This window comes from Ferrimonas balearica DSM 9799 (assembly GCF_000148645.1).
In the GTDB taxonomy this organism is placed as follows: domain Bacteria; phylum Pseudomonadota; class Gammaproteobacteria; order Enterobacterales; family Shewanellaceae; genus Ferrimonas; species Ferrimonas balearica.
Map to the genome: position 1 here is coordinate 2,179,518 of NC_014541.1, position 17,689 is coordinate 2,197,206.

Consider the following 17,689-nt stretch of genomic DNA (forward strand, 5'->3'; position numbering starts at 1 on the left):
TTTTTTTGCCGGGGCATTCCCACACGGGGAAAAGGTGTGCTAGGGAAGCCATCGGGCCCACTGGCGCGGTTGGGGGGTTAGGCGCTACTAACCCCTTGCAGTTGGTCTCAGCTTACTCACAATTTTGTCCACAGCCCCGGCTCTTGAATCGCCCCCCAAACCGCCCTATCTTGTAGTCATACTTTAAAGGTCACCTATATGTAGTGGTGACCAAACCAGCAAACACACAAGTCGGCACCGCTGTTTGGTTGCTCAGTCGCGCTCAGTGATGGAGAGTCGCGCAGCCAATACCGCGTCGCCGTTTTTTGTGTTTCAGGGATCAACCACGGACCAGAGCACAGGGCATGAACAGTAACCTTCTCGTGACCAAACGAGACGGTCGGAAGGAACCGATCGATCTCGAAAAGATCCACCGCGTCATCTATTGGGCCGCTATGGGGCTGGATAACGTTTCCGTTTCCCAGGTCGAGTTGGCTGCCCAAATCTACTTCTACGATGGCATCGAAACCGAAGCCATCCACGAAACCCTCATCAAGGCTGCCGCTGACCTGATCAGCGCCGACAACCCTGACTACCAGTACCTGGCTGCCCGCCTCGCGGTTTTCCACCTGCGTAAGAAGGCGTTTGGCCAGTTTGAGCCGCCCCACCTGTATGACCACGTGACCAAGCTGGTTCAGGCTCGCCGTTATGATGAGCACCTGCTGGCGGATTACTCCCGGGAAGAGTTTGATGAGCTGAACGCCTACATCGATCACTGGCGTGATATGAAGTTCTCCTACGCGGCCATCAAGCAGCTTGAAGGCAAATACCTGGTGCAGAACCGGGTTACCGGTGAGGTGTACGAGAGCGCCCAGTTCCTCTACATGCTGGTGGCGGCCTGCCTGTTTGCCGACTACCCGAAGGATGTGCGTCTTTCCTACGTCAAGCGGTTCTACGACGCCACCTCCAAGTTCAAGATCTCGCTGCCGACGCCGATCATGAGCGGCGTGCGCACTCCGACCCGTCAGTTCAGCTCCTGCGTACTGATTGAGTGCGGTGACAGCCTCGATTCCATCAGCGCGACCTCGACTTCCATCGTGAAGTACGTGAGCCAGCGTGCCGGTATCGGTATCAATGCCGGTCGTATCCGCGCTCTGGGCAGCCCGATCCGTGGCGGTGAAGCGTTCCATACCGGTATGCTGCCGTTCCTTAAGCACTTCCAGACCGCAGTGAAATCCTGCTCTCAGGGCGGTGTACGCGGTGGTGCAGCCACCCTGTTCTACCCGCTGTGGCACCTTGAAGTGGAAGACCTGCTGGTACTGAAGAACAACCGCGGCACCGACGCCAACCGTATCCGTCATATGGATTACGGCGTCCAGATTAACCGCGCCCTCTATCAGCGCCTGATCGAAGGTGGCGACATTACCCTGTTCTCGCCCTCTGACGTGCCCGGCCTGTACGACGCGTTCTTTGCCGACCAGGACGAGTTCGAGCGCCTGTACCAGCAGTACGAGCAGGACCCGTCCATTCGTAAAAAGACGGTCAAAGCCATCACCCTGTTCAGCCTGCTGATGCAGGAGCGTGCCTCCACCGGCCGCATCTACATCCAGCACGTTGACCACTGCAACACCCACAGCCCGTTCGATCCCAGAGTGGCGCCGGTGAAACAGTCCAACCTGTGCCTGGAGATTGCACTGCCGACCAAGCCGCTGTCCCATCCGGACGACGAAAACGGTGAGATCGCGCTGTGTACCCTGTCCGCGTTCAACCTGGGCGCCATCGAGCAACTGGACGAACTGGAAGAGATGGCGGACCTGGCGGTGCGCGCTCTGGACAGCCTGCTGGATTATCAGGATTACCCGATCAAAGCCGCCCGTATCAGCACCATGAACCGCCGTACCCTCGGTATCGGCGTGATCAACTTTGCCTACTACCTGGCCAAGAACGGTGCCCGCTACTCCGACGGCAGCGGCAACAACCTGACCCACAAAACCTTTGAGGCGATTCAGTACTACCTGCTGAAAGCGTCGGTTGGCCTGGCCAAAGAGAAAGGCGCCTGCCCGGCCTTTAATGAAACCACCTACAGCCAGGGTATCCTGCCGATCGACACCTACAAGAAGGCGCTGGATGCCATCTGTGATGAGCCGCTGCACCTGGATTGGGAAGGTCTGCGTGCCGAGATCCTGGAGCATGGCCTGCGTAACTCCACGCTGTCGGCATTGATGCCGTCCGAGACCTCCAGCCAGATCTCCAACGCCACCAACGGCATTGAGCCGCCCCGTGGCCTGGTGAGTGTCAAAGGCTCTAAAGACGGTGTGATGAAGCAGGTGGTGCCGGGCATCGAAACCCTGCGTGACCAGTACGAGCTGCTGTGGACCATCCCCAACAACACCGGTTACCTGCAGCTGGTTGGCCTGATGCAGAAGTTCGTCGACCAGGCGATCTCCGCCAACACCAACTACGACCCGAGCCGCTACGAAGGCAATAAGATGCCGATGAAAGTGTTGCTGCAGGACCTGATGCTGGCGTACAAGTACGGCCTTAAGACCCTGTACTACCAGAACACCCGCGACGGCCAATCCGATAGCCAGAACAAGGCTGACGATAACGACTGCGCCGGCGGCGCCTGTAAGATCTAAGGGATTCAGACACCATGAGCCAACTTTACAGCACCTTCTCACGCACCCAGAACGACGCGCTCAAAGAGCCGATGTTCCTGGGCAACCCGGTGAACGTGGCCCGTTATGACCAGCAGAAGCACCGCATCTTCGAGGACCTGATCGAGAAGCAACTCTCCTTCTTCTGGCGTCCGGAAGAGGTGGATGTGACTCAGGATCGCATCGACTACAACGCGCTGCCGGACCATGAGAAGCACATCTTTATCTCGAACCTGAAGTACCAGACCCTGCTGGATTCCATCCAGGGCCGCAGCCCCAACGTGGCGCTGCTGCCCCTGGTGTCTCTGCCGGAACTGGAAACCTGGATCGAGACCTGGTCGTTCTACGAGACCATCCACAGCCGCTCCTACACCCACATCATTCGCAACATCGTGAATGACCCGGGCGTGGTGTTTGACGACATCGTGGTCAACGAAGAGATCCAGAAGCGCGCCAGCGATATCTCCCAGTACTACGACGACCTGATCCACACCACTCAGCTCTACCAGCAGTTTGGTGAAGGCACCCACGACATCAACGGCAACAAGGTGACGCTGACCCTGCGTGGTCTGAAGAAGAAGCTCTACCTGTGCCTGATGTCCGTCAATGTGCTGGAAGCCGTGCGCTTCTACGTCAGCTTCGCCTGCTCGTTCGCCTTTGCCGAGCGCAAGCTGATGGAGGGTAACGCCAAGATCATCCGCTTTATCGCCCGCGATGAGCAGCTGCACCTGGTCGGCACCCAGCACATGATCAACCTGATGGCTGACGGTCGCGATGACCCGGAGATGGCGGAGATCGCCATTGAGTGTCACAGCGAATCCATTGAGATCTTCCGTCGCGCTGCCGAGCAGGAGAAAGCCTGGGCGAGCTACCTGTTCAAAGACGGCTCCATGCTGGGCCTGAACAAGCAGATCATCGAAGACTATGTTGAGTTCATCACCAACGAACGCATGGCCGGCATTGGTCTGCCGCCGCTGTTCGACAAGCGCAGTAACCCGCTGCCCTGGATGAGCACCTGGCTGGAAAGCGACACCGTACAAGTGGCGCCGCAGGAGGTGGAAGTGTCCTCCTACCTGACCAACCAGATCGACAACAACCTCTCCACCGGAGACCTCAAGGACTTTGAGCTCTGATGGCGCGAGTCACCCTGGCGGATGGGCAAGAGCTCGTTCACCAGGATGATCGCACACCGCTGCTGCGCAGCCTGGAGAGTCATGGCCATTACAGTGAGTGCCGCAATGGCTATTGCGGAGCCTGTAAAACGGTGTTGGCCAAAGGCAAAGTCAAATACCTGACTGAGCCAATGGCCTACCTCCGGCCCGGGCAGATCCTGCCCTGCTGTTGCGTGCCGGATGGCGACATCGAACTGGCTTAATGCAAACCGCGCCTCAGGGCGCGGTTTTTTGTTGCTTGCTCTGCAGGAACTCATCAAAGCGTTGCTGAATCTCCGCTTCGGTCAGATCCTCTTTGTGAGTGGCCAGGGTCCAGACGTGGCCGAACGGGTCTTCCAGCGTTCCGGCCCGATCGCCATAGAACTGATCCTCCACCGGCCGCAACGCTTTAGCGCCCGCGGTAACGGCCCTTTGATACACCGCGTCGACATTGGCCACATAGAGGCAGAACGAGACCGGGGTCCCGCCATAATGAGCCGGCGCATGAAACCCCATGTCAGGAAACTCATCCGCCAACATCAGCGTGCTGTCGCCAATGGCCATCTCCGCGTGCCCGACCCGGCCATCCGGCATCGACAACACCATAGTGGTCACGGCACCAAACACCGTCTCGTAGTACGTCATGGCGGCTTTGGCATCGTCCACGACCAGATAGGCGTTGAGTTGGGAACCGGTGGGAGAGAAGTGCACATCGCTCATAGACCACTCCAATTTGGCTGCATTGGACTCTATCAGGTATGGCAGAGCCCGCCGCAAACCACAAAAAAGCCCCGGCATAACCGGGGCTTCTTGATAGGGCTGAAACTTACAGTGCAGCGGCGATCTCTGCGGCCTGACGTATGGCACGCTTGGCATCCAGCTCCGCCGCAACGTCGGCGCCGCCTACGTAGTGGAACGGCTTACCCATCTCCGCCAGCATCTCACCCAGGCTTCGATTGGATTCCTGGCCGGTACAGAGCACCACGGTGTCCACCTCGAGGCATTTTTCGCTGCCGTCGTGGCGGATATGCAACCCCTGGTCGTCCACCTTCAGGTACTCCACACCGGACAGCATAGTGACACCGCGATCCTTCAGTACCGTGCGATGGATCCAACCGGTGGTCTTGCCCAGCCCTTTGCCAGGCTTGGTAGTTTTACGCTGCAGCAGGGTGATCTCCCGGGCCGATTCAAACGCAGTACTGTCCCGCTCAATCAATCCCCCGTTGCTTTGATACTCCGGGTCGATGCCCCACTGGGCTAACCAGGTGTTGGGGTGCAGCGTCGCGGACTCGTGGGCCTCCGAGAGGAACTCGCCCATATCGAAACCGATGCCACCGGCCCCCATCAGGGCTACCCGCTTACCCACTTCCACTTCACCTCTGAGCACCTGTTGATAGGTGACCACTTTGGCGTGGTCAACCCCCTCCAGGTTCGGCACGCGGGGCACCACCCCCGTAGCCAGAATCACTTCATCGTAGGACTTCAGCAGTTCCGGATCCGCAGGCTGTCCGAGGCTGACGGTCACCCCCATCCGTTTCAGACGCTGGGCAAAATAAGCCAGTGTCTCTTTGAACTCCTCCTTGCCCGGGATCTGAGCGGCCAGATTAAATTGGCCCCCCAGCTGCTCATCTTTCTCAAACAGCGTAACCCGGTGGCCGCGTTCAGCGGCGTAACAGGCTGTCGCCATTCCCGCTGGCCCTGCCCCGACGACGGCCACCCGCTTCGGCTGCGGCGCGGCGTCCAGTTTCAACTCGGTTTCGTAGCAGGCAAAGGGGTTCACCAGACAGGTGGCCCGCTTCAGTGAGAAGGTATGGTCCAGGCAGCCTTGGTTACAGGCGATACAGACATTGATGTCTTCCGCCTCGTTGTTCGCCGCTTTGGCAACAAAGTGTGAATCGGCCAACAGCGGGCGGGCCATGGAGACCATATCCGCCTGGCCACTGGCCAGAATCGACTCCGCCACATCCGGGGTGTTAATTCGGTTGGTGGCCACCAGCGGCACCTTAACCTCGCTGCGCAGGCGCTCAGTGATAAAACTGAATGCGGCCCGCGGCACACTGGTGGCGATAGTGGGGATCCGCGCTTCGTGCCAGCCAATTCCGGTATTGATGATGGTGACACCGGCCTCTTCCAGCCATTTGGCCAGCTGAACCACCTCTTCCCAGTCATTGCCACCGTCCACCAAATCCAGCATCGACAGGCGGAAGATGATGATGAAATCAGGGCCGACCGCCTCGCGGACTGCCCGGACCATCTCCAGTGGGAAGCGGGCCCGGTTCTCCAACGCGCCCCCGTACTGGTCCTGACGTTCATTGGTACGACGGCACAAAAACTGATTTAACAGGTAACCTTCAGAGCCCATCAGCTCCACACCGTCGTAGCCCGCTTTCTGGGCCAATCGGGCGCAGCGGGCATAATCCTTAATGGTGCGTTTAATGCCACCCTGGCTCAGGGCTTTGGGCTTAAACGGAGAGATGGGGGATTTGACCGGGCTGGCACTGACACAAAACGGATGATAGCCATAGCGACCAGCATGGAGGATCTGCATGCAGATTTTGCCGCCGGCCTGGTGCACCGCATCGGTGACCCGCTTATGTTTGCCAACCTGCCAGGGGAAGCTGAGCTGGCACGCGTGCGGGGAGAGACGACCACGGAAATTGGGGGCAATACCGCCGGTGACGATAAGCCCTACCCCACCACGAGCCCGTTCCGCATAGAAGGCTGCCAGCTTGTCAAAACCGCCCTTCTCCTCCTCCAGGCCGGTGTGCATCGAGCCCATCAGTACGCGGTTCTTTAATTGGGTAAACCCCAGATCCAGGGGCGCCAACATATTGGGGTAGGAGTTGCTCATCCTTAAACACCTATTTTAAACGTTTGTCCTAGACTATATCGACGTGACGGCCATCACAAGTCGCTCGCCGCCCTGCAATCATATAAACCCTTACAAATGGAAGGAAATTCACCCTCCCGCAATCCAGTCGCATGAGATAGCATAAGGGTGAGACACTCTACGGAAGGCAAGGTATGTCGACACAACCTTCACTGTTTAAACGATTTTTTCGTTTTATCGCCAGCTTGTTGAACACCACCCGCAAGGTGATCGTCAACCTGGTATTCTTCGCGGTGCTCGCCGTAGTTATCGTCGCCATGACCGGCGACGAGCTTGAGCCCGTGCCCGATGGTGGTGCTTTGGTCATCAAACTGGATGGCATCCTGGTGGAGCAGAAACGCCCACTGGATCCCATCGAGCTGATTACCGGTCAGAGCAGCGATGAGCCTAAGGAGATCCTGATGGCCGACCTGCTGCTGGCCATTGAGGAAGCCGCCGCCGACGATCGCATCACCGGCATCGTCCTGAAACCCGGTCAACTGAGTGGCGGTTTATCCAAGCTTCAGGAGATCGGCAAGGCTCTGCAAGCCTTTCAGCAAACCGGTAAACCGGTTATCGCTCAGGCCGGCTGGCTCGACCAGGGCAACTACCTGGTGGCCAGTTTTGCCGACGAGATTCAGCTGAATCCGGGTGGCGTGGTGTCCATTGATGGATTTGGCATCTACCAGGTCTACTTCAAGGAAGCCCTGGCCAAACTGAAGATCAATACCCACCTGTTCCGCGTTGGTAAGTACAAGTCCTTTGCTGAGCCCTACACCCGGGACAGCATGTCCGACGAGGCCAAAGAGGCCAACATCGCGGTACTCGATGACCTTTGGGGCGCCTACGTCACCACGGTGGCACAAAACCGGGACATTGACCCGGCTCTGCTGGCTCCCAGCCTGGACAGCCTGAACGCTCAACTGGAAGCGGTGGGCGGCGACATGGCGAAATTGGCGCTTAACACCGGCCTGGTGGATGCGCTGATGACCGACATCGAGATGCGCGATCGCCTGATGGAGGAGTTTGGGACTGAGCCTGACGACGAGCACGCCATCAAAGCCATCGGTCTGAACGGCTATCTGGCCCACGTTCGCCCCATGCTTGATGTACAGGGTGATAACCAGATCGCGGTTGTCGTCGCCAAGGGCACCATTCTCAATGGTGACCAACCGGCCGGCACCATCGGCGGCGTCAGCACCTCACGCCTGCTGCGGGAAGCCCGTCAGGATGAGAAGGTAAAAGCCGTGGTGCTGCGGGTGGACAGTGGTGGCGGCAGTGCCTACGCCTCTGAGCAGATCCGCCAGGAAGTCCTGGCTCTGCAGGCCGCGGGTAAACCGGTTATTGCGTCCATGGGCTCAGTGGCCGCCTCCGGTGGCTACTGGATCTCCGCCAATGCCGACCGCATCTTTGCCCAGCCGACCACCATCACCGGTTCCATCGGCATCATTGGCCTTATCACCACCTTTGAGGACAGCGCCGCTGCCGTCGGGGTGTACGCCGATGGCGTGGGCACCACCGAAATGGCCGGACTGAGTGTCCTGCGCCCCCTCCCCGATGGCTTCAAGCGCATCGTGCAACAGGGTCTCGATAAGGGCTACCAGGATTTTATCCAGCTGGTTTCCAGCGCCCGTGACCTTCCCCTGGAGCAGGTCGACAACATCGCACAGGGTCGCATCTGGAGCGGTAAAGCCGCCCTGGACCTGGGGCTGGTGGACGAAATGGGTGACCTGGAAGCGGCCATCACCAGTGCCGCAGCACTGGCCCAGCTCGAGCAGTACGAGACCCGGGTGATTGGCCCGACTCTGAGCCCCGAGCAGGAGATGCTGCAGCAGATCTTCGGCGCCGCTCAGGCCTACCTGCCCCAGGTTGAAACGCCGGCCTGGCAGAAAGTGCTGAACAGCCTGACCGCGCCACTGCAGGCTCAGCTGAGTCTGGACGACCCCAATTCTCGTTACCTGCTCTGCCTTGAGTGTGACGCATTGAACTGAGTCGAAAATCCTGACCCAAAGCCCGGCCCCTGCCGGGCTTTCTTTTGCCTGTCCCGCCGCTATAATCGCGCCAACAGCACGACCAAAGAGTCCTGAACATGCAAAGAAAACGGATCTACGTGGCCTATACCGGCGGTACCATCGGTATGCAGCGCACCGAAAACGGCTACGCGCCAGTGGCGGGCTTTTTAACGGAAAGCGTGAACGCCAATCCGGAGTTTCATCGCGCCGAAATGCCGGAGTTCGAGATCCACGAATATGACCAGTTGATCGACAGCTCCAATATGAGCCCGCACGACTGGCAGCAGATCGCCGATGACATCCAGGCCCACTACGACCAGTTTGACGGCTTTGTGATTCTCCATGGTACTGACACCATGGCATTCACCGCCTCCGCCCTCTCCTTTATGCTTGAGGGGCTGGAGAAGCCGGTGATCGTGACCGGTTCACAGATCCCATTGGCTCAACTGCGTTCCGACGGCCAGCAAAACCTGCTGAATGCCCTCTACATCGCCGCCAACTACCCCATTGCAGAAGTGTGCCTGTTCTTCAATAACACACTGCTGCGCGGTAACCGCAGCACGAAGGTTCACGCCGATGGTTTCGCGGCCTTTGACAGCCCGAACCTGAAGCCCCTGCTGGAAGCGGGCATCGAGATCCGCCTTGGTGGCGTTACCCTGGCCGAACCGACCGGCAAACCGCTTCAGGTGCACCGAATTACCCCGCAGCCCATTGGCGTGGTGACCCTCTACCCCGGCATCAGCACCGAGGTGATTGCCAATCTGCTGCAGCAGCCGGTCAAAGCCCTGATCCTGCTCTCCTTCGGCGTCGGTAACGCCCCTGAGCGGGAAGACCTGCTGTCGTTGCTGAACCAGGCGAAGGAACGGGAGATCATGGTGGTGAACCTGACCCAATGTCTGCAGGGCAAGGTGAACATGGCCGGTTACGCGACCGGTAACGCCCTGTCACGCTGTGGCGTCATCAGCGGGTTTGATATGACCACCGAAGCAGCCTTGGCCAAACTGCACTACCTGCTGTCACAGCCACTGAGCTTCGCCGAGCGCTGCGAAATGATGCAGCAACCGCTGCGAGGCGAGCTGAGCCAGTAACAAAAAAGGCGCCTGAGGCGCCTTTTTTTATTCCGGTTTGATGCGCGCTAATGGCGCTTCTTTAAACTGGCGCTTCAGTTCCGCCTTGGACAGGTGGATGATGTTGCCATCAGGGCCAACCGTCAGGTGCTGGTCCTGGTTCGCGTGTTTTGCCTGCCAGGCGATCACCGCCTGCATGGCGGAGTCACGCTGCTGCTCAGACAACACCGTGCCATCGGGCCATTTGCCAGTTTCAACGCCAGCCTGCAGCCGTGCCACCAGTTCCGGGGTGAGGCTATCCACCATCGCTTGCCAGTTCATCCTTTACTCCTTTTTGCCAGCACGATGCGAACCCGGGTGATCAGGTAACCCACAAAGCCCGCGGACATCAGGCCAATACCAGCCGGAGCGCGCCAGCCATCTGCGGCCTCACCACCCCACCACCACAGTGCGAAGCCGCCGACAAAGGCAAACAGCGCGATAAAGCTGTGGGTCATCAAACTCTGATTGTGTTTGATCTGGCGGATCCTCGCAGCACGTTCCAGCGATTCCGGATCATCGGTACGGGCAAACTGGCAGTGGGGACAGAACGGGGCTTTGTCTGAGATGCGTTTCGCGCATGACGGACAGTGTATCAACGCCATTGGGCACTCCCTGTTGATGTTGGTCGGCCCACTATAGGGCCGACGGCAGTTTCAGTAAAGCGTGCGATGGATCACTAAACGCCATACCAGGCCAGGTAGAGACGTAAGGCCCAACCGGGCAGGTAGCCAACACGGCGGGCCAGTACGCTGCCCTCTTCGTCCACGATAACGTAAGCAGGGAACGCCGGTACCTGATAGTCCCGGGCCAACTGGTTATTGCCCAGCCAGACCGGTCCCAGTTCAGGGTGCCCGTCAAGAAATTCAGCCACCTCAGCCCGGTCTTCAAAAGAGAGTGCCACCAAGTGAACCGCCCTGCCGGATTCACGCAGTGCGTCCACATGATCAATGGTCAGGTCACAGATCTGGCACCAGGGGGCGAACAGGTAGAGCAACTGGCGCTGTCCGGCTTGAGGTAACGCCTGACTGCCTCCCTCCCATCCCGCCACGATGGCATGAGGGGCAGGCTCCCCCACCGGTGTCATGGCCAGCCCACGCAGCCAGCCGCCACCCCAGATGGCGAGTCCCAGAATGACAACCCAGATAACGCCCTGTTTCAGCATAAAAGGCTCTCCCGAAAACAAAAAAATCCAGCCCCGTTACCGAGGCTGGATAGTGCTGCTCAGAACGGGACGGTTAGGGTAATACCAGACCGGTCACGCCCAGCATTTTTTGCATTACGCCGATAACCTGGTTGCTGTAACCAAACTCGTTGTCGTACCACACGTACAGAACTGCACGGTCGCCATCAACAATGGTGGCCTGGGAGTCAACGATACCGGCAAAGCGGGAACCCACCAGGTCGCTGGATACGATCTCGGTAGACTCGGTGTAATCCACCTGATTCTGCAGGTCGGAGTACAGCGCGGTCCAGCGCAGGTATTCGTTCATCTCGTCACGGTCGGTTTCGTTGGCCAGGTTGAGGTTCATGATGGCCATGGACACGTTCGGAGTCGGTACGCGGATGGCGTTGCCGGTTAGCTTACCTTTCAGTTCCGGCAGCGCCTTAGCCACGGCCTTGGCGGCACCGGTGGAGGTGATCACCATGTTCAGCGGCGCGGAACGACCACGGCGCTCGGCCTTGTGGAAGTTGTCGATCAGGTTCTGATCGTTGGTGTAGGAGTGAACGGTCTCAACGTGGCCATTCTTGATGCCGAACTTGTCGTTGATCGCTTTCAGCACCGGAGTGATGGCGTTGGTGGTACAGGAGGCCGCGGACATGATGGTGTCTTCCGCCAGGATGTCGCTGTCGTTGACGCCGTACACGATGTTCTTAATGTCGCCGCTGGCCGGAGCGGTCAGCAGCACTTTGGCGGCACCCTTGGACTTCAGGTGCAGACCCAGGCCCGCTTCGTCCTTCCAGATACCGGTATTGTCGACAACCAGTGCGTTGTCGATGCCGTACTGGGTGTAATCCACTTCGTCCGGGCTGTTGGCGTAGATCACCTGAATGTAGGTGCCGTTGGCGATGATGGCGTTGTTCTCGTTATCCACCTCGATGGAACCGTTAAACGGACCATGGATGGAATCGCGACGCAGCAGGCTGGCGCGTTTCTCGAGGTCACCATCTTTACCGCCACGAACGACGATGGCGCGCAGGCGCAGGGTGTTGGAGACACCGGTGCGCTCGATCATCAGGCGAGCCAGCAGGCGACCGATACGGCCAAAGCCGTACAGCACCACATCACGGGGCTCCAGAGATTTACCCATAGCCGGAGCCAGCTGCTCTGCCATGTACGCGTCGATTTCGGACGCGTCGCTGTGGTTGCGCCAGTAGTTTACTGCCAGCTTGCCGATATCAACACGGCAGTGCTTGATGTCCAGACGGGTCAGCGCTTCAACAAAGGGGAAAGACTCACGCAGACGCAGTTTCTCACCTTCATACTTGGCCACCAGACGGTGGGCTTTGGTGATGTCGATGGTGGAAGCGTTCAGCAGAGGGCGGCCGTAGATCTGAACCTCGACCCCTTGGTTGCGATACAACTTGCCCAACAGAGGCTGCATCGCCTCGGCCAGTTCAAAACGCTCTTGCCAGCTTTGAAGGTGTTTGTCTGCGGTCATGTACAGAGTCCTATGAAGATGTTCCCTATGGAGAAACAATAGAGCACGCTGAAAAAATTATAATTTATGTCGCTTTAGGATCGCCTACCTTGGCGGCCTCGGAAAGCGCGGCTATTCTACAGAAAACGTTCGCGCGATTTCCAGCGCCCCCAAGAACCCAACCTGTTGCTAAATAACAGTATTTTTCGCCAAGGACTGGCAATTGTGGTAATTCTCCGATCATGAAAACCCTTCCGATTTTCGCCCTCCTGGCCATCGCCGGGCTTAGCGGGTGCGACCGTGGCCCCAATGTCCGCTCCATCTGCGAGCAGCAACCGGCACTCTGCAACGACCTAAATACCGCCGGGTGGTGCCGCCACAACCGGGCTAACATCATTCACGCCCGACACCAGTTCGAAATGACCGGAGACGCCAGTCATCGCTTTGATGAACTGGTGGAACTGGAAGGCTATGTGGACTGCATGAACAATGTCTCGCAGATGGTGGGTAAAACCTCCGGCGGGGCGCTGGAGCAGGAGCGGAGTCACTATTTCCTGAAAGGGCTGGCAGCACTTGAAGCCCTTCAGCAAGCAACACAAAAAGACCCTCATCCATCGCTAAGTCTCTACCATTGGACCCGATTTAATGACGATATGGCGCTTAATCGATTTCTGGAAGCCGAAGCGCAAGGCGAACTCGAGGGCGTTCGACTGAAACGGTTGGCGGGCTTGTTTTTCAGCGAAAGGGATCCGGCCAAAGCCAAGCGTTACCTGCTGGAAGTGGTAGAAGCCAATCCCATGGCCGCCCGAGTTGACAGTGAACTGCTGATGCAGCTTGGCTACGTATTAAACTCGCTGAAACAGTCGGAATCCGCCTTCCTGTTTACCTACCTTGGGCAACAAGGCGAGCATCGTGCCCCGCCTGAGGCATTAGCCGAACACCTAGGGCTCCCGGCGCAAAAGGCACCCGCACTGGTTGAACGGGCCGACGCGCTGGCTAAACAGATGGGCCAAGGCAAGCTCCCTCGCCAGCGCTTCAATTTGTAAGTGAATTTCATCAAAAATCGCCGTCAACCGGCGATTTTTTTGTCGCTGCGGACGCTTGGGTGGCGTACAACATTCCGGCTCACCCAACCCCGCCGCACTGTACTAGGGTTTACAACGCTGGCTGGCCGAACCGCGCTGGTTTAATTACCAACATTTTGACCAAAAACACTTGACCGGCCGCGCCTTTATTGTAATTTTACTACATATCGACAAGGCATTACGGAATGAACGCTATGATCAAAGTCGCTATCAACGGTTACGGTCGAATTGGTCGCAATGTGGTCCGGGCACTGTACGAAAGTGAAAAGCAGTACCCCATCAAGATTGTCGCCATCAACGACCTGGGCGACGCCGCCATCAACGCCCACCTCACCAAATATGACACTGTCCATGGCCGCTTCAATGCCAAAGTCGAACACGACGACAGTGCCATCACCATTAACGGTGACCGCATCCTGACCTTCTCCGAGCGTGACCCGAGCAAACTGCCCTGGGGCGAGCTGGAAGTCGATGTGGTATTCGAATGTACCGGCATCTTCACCACCAAAGCCACCGCCTCTGCTCATATTCAGGCGGGCGCTAAGAAGGTGATCATCTCTGCACCCGGTAAAGAGGTGGACGCCACTGTGGTATACGGCGTCAACGAAGATGTGATTACCGCTGACATGACCGTTATCTCCAACGCGTCCTGTACTACCAACTGTCTGGCCCCCTTTGCCAAGCCGCTGAACGATGCGCTGGGTATTGAGTCCGGCCTGATGACCACCATCCACGCTTACACCAACGACCAGCGCCTGTCTGACGTTTACCACTCAGATCTGCGTCGTGCCCGTGCGGCCGCGATGAACATGATCCCCACCAAAACCGGTGCTGCCGCGGCGGTTGGTCTGGTTATCCCGGAACTCGCCGGCAAACTGGATGGTGGCGCTGTCCGCGTTCCCACCGTTAACGTCTCCGTGGTCGATCTCTCCTTTATCGCCAGTCGCGATACCACCGTGGAAGAGGTCAACGCCATCGTTGAGAAAGCGGCCAGTCAGGGCGTGCTGTCTGAAGTACTTGCGGTCAACCACGAGCCGCTGGTCTCCATCGACTTTAACCACTGCCCGATGTCCTCCACCTTCGACGCCACTCAAACCCGCGTTTCTGGTCGACTGGTTAAAGTGATGGCTTGGTACGACAACGAATGGGGCTTCTCCAACCGTATGCTGGACAATGCCCTGGTACTGATGAACGCCAAATAAGGCACACACCAGTCAAAAGAGCCTCCCGGTTGGGAGGCTTTTTTTATGCGCATTTGCAGCCATGCCCTACGGGTCTTTGCGCCGACAGGTGGTGCACCCTACCGCTGGAAATGCAGCGATTGTGCGCACACGTTGCCACCTGGCCTCATCGTGTTCAAGCCCGCTGCAACGGCGAGTTTGGCGCAACTGAATTTGTCCTAGATCAACCTTTGCGTGGTTAAAGTTTAACCGCCCCAGCCTTGCTGCCGTGACCTCTCTCCCCTGTGCTAGCTTTCCCTGCAGAAGGTCGGGAAATGCATGCGGTATGAGATTGTCAGCCTTCTGCCAGCCGTCGTTTTGGGCAATTAATTCAGTAGCTTACAATGCGTTGACGTGAGTTACTGATTTTATAGGACCTTTCCACTTACCTGAGCAGGCCCGTTACACCCAACGGCCCCTGACACAGCGCCATCCTTCGTCGGCCTCGCCTGCAGCGTACCGCATCACCAAGCCATCGAGGTGCGCCATGCTACGTCGTGATTTTCTGAAACTGAGTGCTTCCGCCGGTGCCGTTACCTGTCTGGCCGCCTGTGGCGACGATGACAATGACAACGAACCCGTGGCACCGCCGGAGGTGGGCGATGAAGCCATCAATTTTTCCGCTTGCCTGGTGAACTGCGGGTCCAACTGCCCTCTTAAGGTGTTCAGTAAAGAGGGGGTCATCACCCGCATCGAAACTGATCACGCCACCACGGACCAATATGGCGACCACCAGGTACGTGCATGCCTTCGTGGACGCTCAATGAAGCAACGAACCTATGCCGCTGACCGCCTCAAAGCGCCGATGAAGCGCAAAGCGGGCAGTCGCCGTGGCTCGGGTCAATTTGAAGAGATCAGCTGGGAGCAGGCCTTTCAGGAAATTGGCCAGAAAGTGATAGAGCTGCAGGCCAACTATGGCCCTCGTTCCATCTTCCATCATTACAGTTCCGGCGCGTATTACGGGTTTGCCAGCAGTGCCTGCCTGCAGCGAGCGTTGCGGCTGTCCGGTGGTCACCTGAACTACTACGGCAACTACTCCTGGGCCACGCTAAATGTCGCCAGTCCTGCCACCTTCGGTACCGGCGGAACCAGCGGCACGCGCCTGTCCGAAATCCGCAACTCCGACCTGGTGGTGGGCTTCGCCTTTAACCCGTTCGAGATCCGCATGTCCGGTTCCGGCGAGCAGATAGACTTCCTTAATGCGATAGAGCAGCGAAGACAAACTGGCAACCTCGACGTGATCATCGTCGATCCGCGTTATACCGACAGCAACCTTGGTAAAGAGAACCAGTGGCTGCCTATCCGGCCCGGCACCGATGGGGCGTTAGCCGAAGCGGTGGCCTATCAGATGATCAGCAGCGGCTGGGTAGAACAGAACTCGAAAGCCTTCCTTGACCAGTACGCCATCGGATATGACCGCGCCTCACTGGAGCGCGCCCAAAGCGACAACCCGGATTACGCCACGCTTATCAACCCGGAAGAGAACTACCATGACTACATCATGGGCGTAGGTGCCTATACCCTTGCCCGTACGCCGGATTGGGCTGCGGCCATCTGCGGCATCCCGTCCCGGCTGATTGTCGATTTGGCGGACAAGATCATGAACGCCAAATCCCCCTACATCACCATCGGCGCCGGCTGTAACCGCCAGGCCTGCGGTGAACAGACCATGCGGGCGCTCTATATGCTGCCAATCCTGACCGGAAAGTTGGGCCAGAACGGCGTCAACAACGGCGAGTTGCCCACCAACTTTGGCCTGTCACGTTCGGGCATGAGTGCCGGTGCCAACCCGGAATCGGCTTCCATCAGCTTCTACACCTGGGCCGAGGCGATAGAGCGCGGTGCCGAAATGACGCCCACCAGGGATGCGGTCAAAGGGCTGGGCGACGGCGAGGACAAGCTGGGGGTGAACATCAAGGCGGTGTTCTCCTCCTCGGGCAACGCCATCATCAACCAGCATTCCGACATCAACCACACCCGCCAGATTCTGGAAGATGACAGTCTGTGTGAACTGATTGTGGTGGTGGATTGCTGGATGACCGCCAGTGCCCGCTTTGCCGACTACATCCTGCCGGACACCACTTGGGTCGAGTCCAACGATCTGGCCGATGACAGCTACGCTTCCGGCGAAACCGGGTATCTCACGTTTATGTCCACCGGCCTTGAACCACTCTACAACTGTCGCACGCTGTACCAGATTGGCCTGGGCCTGGCTCAGGTATTTGGTAAAGAGCAGGAGTACAGTGAAGGCCGCAGTGAGCAAGAGTGGCTGGAGTACCTTTATGAGGGCACGCGGGCCAGCAACCCGGAGCTGAACCTGCCAGCCACCTATGCGGAAGCGCAGCAAGTGGGCTTCTTCCGGCGCCACAGCCCCGATACTTATGTGGCATTGCAGGATTTCGTCAACGGCGGCGAACCGTTGTCCACCCCGTCCGGTAAGATCGAAATCTACTCACTGGATTGGGCCAAAAAGCGCGCCGAGTGGATTCCGGCCTCCGACCAGCCCTACGACCAGATCACTCCCCTGCCGCAATACACCGCCGCCTGGCAGGGCTACGAAGACGAAGCGACCCGCGACGACTATCCGCTTCAGATTGTCGGTTACCACACCAAAGGGCGTGTCCACTCCAGCTATCACAATGTTGAGTGGTTGCGCGAAGCGGTTGAGGATGCCGCCTGGTTTAACCCGATGGATGCGGCACGCTATGGCGTCACCAAGGGCCAGATGATCACCCTGACCAGCCCCCGCGGCGCTATCAGGGTTCGTGCCAAGATCACCCCAAGAGTGATGCCCGGCGTGGTAGCTATGGCACAGGGGGCCTGGTACAAGGCCAACCGCATCGGCGAGGTGGATCCCGGCGGGTGCGTCAACACCCTGACCCTGTATCACCCCACCGCAGTGGCCAAAGGCAATCCGCAACACACCATTCGGGTCAAGGTAACCGGTTAACACTGGGGAGAGCGTGAT

Annotated in this window: 14 protein-coding genes; 8 read left to right on the forward strand and 6 right to left on the reverse strand. The window is 58.3% G+C overall.

Annotated elements, in window-relative coordinates:
• The first annotated feature begins 344 nt into the window (after positions 1-344).
• From nrdA to yfaE, 3 genes are read left to right on the forward strand one after another with little or no spacing between them, the layout of a single operon-like run.
• A complete protein-coding gene (nrdA, locus tag FBAL_RS09915; RefSeq protein WP_013345455.1) occupies positions 345-2,618 on the forward strand; it encodes a class 1a ribonucleoside-diphosphate reductase subunit alpha in 2,274 nt (757 codons plus the stop codon).
• Positions 2,619-2,632: 14 nt separating this feature from the next.
• Positions 2,633-3,769, forward strand: coding sequence for a class Ia ribonucleoside-diphosphate reductase subunit beta (gene nrdB / locus FBAL_RS09920; RefSeq protein WP_013345456.1), 1,137 nt, complete (start codon positions 2,633-2,635; stop codon positions 3,767-3,769).
• Positions 3,769-4,011 carry a class I ribonucleotide reductase maintenance protein YfaE gene (yfaE, locus tag FBAL_RS09925; protein WP_013345457.1) on the forward strand — a complete coding sequence of 81 codons (243 nt, stop codon included), beginning with the start codon at positions 3,769-3,771 and terminating at the stop codon, positions 4,009-4,011. Before nrdB ends, yfaE begins: the two co-directional genes overlap by 1 nt.
• Positions 4,012-4,024: 13 nt before the next feature.
• Here yfaE and FBAL_RS09930 read toward each other — a convergent pair whose 3' ends face one another.
• Together FBAL_RS09930 and FBAL_RS09935 are read right to left on the reverse strand one after the other, a co-directional pair.
• Positions 4,025-4,507 (reverse strand): VOC family protein, encoded by a 483-nt coding sequence (locus tag FBAL_RS09930; protein ID WP_013345458.1) that lies wholly within the window; start codon positions 4,505-4,507, stop codon positions 4,025-4,027.
• 106 nt (positions 4,508-4,613) lie between these two features.
• Positions 4,614-6,638: an NADPH-dependent 2,4-dienoyl-CoA reductase gene (locus FBAL_RS09935; protein WP_013345459.1), complete on the reverse strand. Its 2,025-nt coding sequence runs from the start codon at positions 6,636-6,638 to the stop codon at positions 4,614-4,616.
• Positions 6,639-6,811: 173 nt separating this feature from the next.
• Between FBAL_RS09935 and sppA the strand changes: the two genes are divergently transcribed.
• A complete protein-coding gene (gene sppA / locus FBAL_RS09940) occupies positions 6,812-8,647 on the forward strand; it encodes a signal peptide peptidase SppA (RefSeq protein WP_013345460.1) in 1,836 nt (611 codons plus the stop codon).
• A gap of 98 nt (positions 8,648-8,745) precedes the next feature.
• Entirely contained in the window at positions 8,746-9,756 is a 1,011-nt protein-coding gene (gene ansA / locus FBAL_RS09945) for an asparaginase (protein ID WP_013345461.1), read from the forward strand.
• Positions 9,757-9,783: 27 nt separating this feature from the next.
• Here the strand turns inward: ansA and FBAL_RS09950 are convergent, their stop codons facing one another.
• The 4 genes from FBAL_RS09950 to FBAL_RS09965 form a co-directional block, all read right to left on the reverse strand.
• Positions 9,784-10,056, reverse strand: a complete 273-nt coding sequence (locus FBAL_RS09950; RefSeq protein WP_013345462.1) for a YeaC family protein — start codon at positions 10,054-10,056, stop codon at positions 9,784-9,786.
• Positions 10,053-10,379: a zinc ribbon domain-containing protein gene (locus tag FBAL_RS09955; protein WP_013345463.1), complete on the reverse strand. Its 327-nt coding sequence runs from the start codon at positions 10,377-10,379 to the stop codon at positions 10,053-10,055. The genes FBAL_RS09950 and FBAL_RS09955 overlap by 4 nt, the downstream gene beginning before the upstream one ends.
• A 74-nt stretch (positions 10,380-10,453) precedes the next feature.
• On the reverse strand, positions 10,454-10,939 hold the full coding sequence (locus FBAL_RS09960; RefSeq protein WP_013345464.1) for a TlpA family protein disulfide reductase: 486 nt from the start codon (positions 10,937-10,939) through the stop codon (positions 10,454-10,456).
• 73 nt (positions 10,940-11,012) lie between these two features.
• Entirely contained in the window at positions 11,013-12,437 is a 1,425-nt protein-coding gene (locus FBAL_RS09965; protein ID WP_013345465.1) for a glyceraldehyde-3-phosphate dehydrogenase, read from the reverse strand.
• A 221-nt stretch (positions 12,438-12,658) separates the two neighbouring features.
• Between FBAL_RS09965 and FBAL_RS09970 the strand changes: the two genes are divergently transcribed.
• The 3 genes from FBAL_RS09970 (at position 12,659) to FBAL_RS09980 (ending at position 17,671) form a co-directional block, all read left to right on the forward strand.
• On the forward strand, positions 12,659-13,462 hold the full coding sequence (locus FBAL_RS09970; RefSeq protein ID WP_013345466.1) for a DUF2989 domain-containing protein: 804 nt from the start codon (positions 12,659-12,661) through the stop codon (positions 13,460-13,462).
• 233 nt (positions 13,463-13,695) lie between these two features.
• Positions 13,696-14,703, forward strand: coding sequence for a type I glyceraldehyde-3-phosphate dehydrogenase (gene gap, locus FBAL_RS09975; protein WP_041251261.1), 1,008 nt, complete (start codon positions 13,696-13,698; stop codon positions 14,701-14,703).
• 505 nt (positions 14,704-15,208) lie between these two features.
• Positions 15,209-17,671 (forward strand): DMSO/selenate family reductase complex A subunit, encoded by a 2,463-nt coding sequence (locus tag FBAL_RS09980; RefSeq protein ID WP_013345468.1) that lies wholly within the window; start codon positions 15,209-15,211, stop codon positions 17,669-17,671.
• Positions 17,672-17,689 lie beyond the last annotated feature (18 nt).